The following is a 1,705-nucleotide window of genomic DNA, read 5'->3' as shown; positions in this document are numbered from 1 at the left end:
GTAAGCGCGCCAGCAACTACATAATTTAATAATTATCTCCGTTTCGTCATACTCTGCAACATCAATTTAGAGAGGAGAGTACGATGAATATATCCCCACAAATTATATCCCCCCAAGAAACAGATGGCACGAAAGAACAGAGATGGATGGAGCATGTAACGCATCAAAAAGAAAGTGGTTTGTCGCGAGTAACGTACTGTCGAAAGCATCAATTAAACTACCATCAATTTGGCTATTGGGAGCGAAAGTATCGGGAAGAAATAGCTTCATCCAAATTAGTACCGATTCAATTAAATAAGCTGACACAAAGAGCTCCAGAGACAGTATGCACCTTGGTATTGAACAATGGGCATGAGCTAAAAATTCACGACCAGACTTTATTGCCAATGTTGTTGTCCTTGTGGGGTTAGCCATGTTTTTATCATTTAATGCAAGCATATGGCTCTATCCAAAGCCTATTGATTTTAGGCGACAAATTGATGGACTGGTGATGTTGATTTCCGACCATCTTCAGTTGAACCCCACATCAGGGCAAATTTTTCTTTTCAGAAACCGCCAAGCCAATAAAATAAAAATGCTGTGGTGGGAGCGAAATGGGTTTTGGCTCTGTTATAAGCGATTGGAGCAAGGAAAACTAAAATTTCCCAAACACGATGACGCGGTCATGAGCCTTACCAATGACCAATTAAGCTGGCTGCTCTCAGGATTGGATTTTGCAAAACACACATTGTTGCCGGAAGTATTGGCTACGAATTTCTATTAGAAATAATTTACAAAAAACGATTAATTTGTTTTTAAAATCAACGTAATGTGATATAATTGACTCAGCAAACAGGTGCCATTTCAACATGATGTACGAAGAAAAAATAGAGCAATTAAGTAACGAAATACTCGCATTAAAAGCAGAGCTTGCTCTATCTCAAGCACGCAATGAACACTACGCGGAAGCCTATGATTCTTTAAAAGCACAAATCATGGAGCTACGCCGTCACCGTTTTGGCAAGCGCTCTGAGCGTTATATTGACCCTGAAAATCCTCAGCTGTCTTTGTTTGAAAATAATCAGAGCATTTTTTCTCAGGCTGAAGCAAGCGGTGAGCAGACCGAAGAAATGACACCAGTGGCTGCCCATACAAGAAAGAAGAATAAAAAAGCGCAGAAAGAACTACCCCGTCGCATTGAAATTATTCCGGTATCTGATGAAGACAAGCAATGTGCCTGTGGTGCATGCAAAACAGTGATTCGTTATGAAACCAAAGAGCTACTGCATTACCAACCTTGCGTCATCGAAATTGTGGAGCAACGACGTGAAGTAGTTGCTTGCACTAAAGGATGCGAGAATCAAATCGTAACCGCAGCAGCGCCCAAACAAATTCTCCCCAAAATTAAAGCAACAGAAGAGTTTTTATCATTCCTGGTGGTCAGCAAGCTGGATGACAGGCAACCACTGTACCATCTGGAGCGACAACTCAGCGAACGACATGGTATTGATTGCTCACGCCAAACCATGGCGCGCTGGCTCATTGAGTTAATGACACCACTGCGTCCCATTTATAATCTGTTGAAAGACAGTGTGATTGAGTATGATGTGGCCAGTTGTGATGCAACGACCTTGCAGGTCTTGCATGAGCCTGGAAGAAAAGCAGAAACCAAATCCTATGTGTATTGCATTCGGGGTGGACCACCGGATAAATCCGTTATTCTTTA

At 41.9% G+C, this 1,705-nt stretch carries 3 protein-coding genes; all 3 read left to right on the top strand.

Annotated features, from left to right (window positions below):
• The first annotated feature begins 83 nt into the window (after positions 1-83).
• Complete coding sequence (tnpA, locus tag OQJ26_RS19205; protein WP_265702306.1) at positions 84-410, top strand: IS66 family insertion sequence element accessory protein TnpA; 327 nt, start codon at positions 84-86, stop codon at positions 408-410.
• Positions 411-412: 2 nt separating this feature from the next.
• Positions 413-763 carry an IS66 family insertion sequence element accessory protein TnpB gene (gene tnpB, locus OQJ26_RS19200; RefSeq protein ID WP_265702305.1) on the top strand — a complete coding sequence of 117 codons (351 nt, stop codon included), beginning with the start codon at positions 413-415 and terminating at the stop codon, positions 761-763.
• Between the two features lie 85 nt (positions 764-848).
• On the top strand, positions 849-1,705 hold an 857-nt coding region (locus OQJ26_RS19195; protein ID WP_265705281.1), incomplete at its 3' end, for an IS66 family transposase.

It is taken from the genome of Legionella sheltonii (assembly GCF_026191355.1).
Classification (GTDB): domain Bacteria; phylum Pseudomonadota; class Gammaproteobacteria; order Legionellales; family Legionellaceae; genus Legionella; species Legionella sheltonii.
Note: the sequence above shows the minus strand (reverse complement) of the source record. Positions and strands in the feature narration are given on the sequence as shown.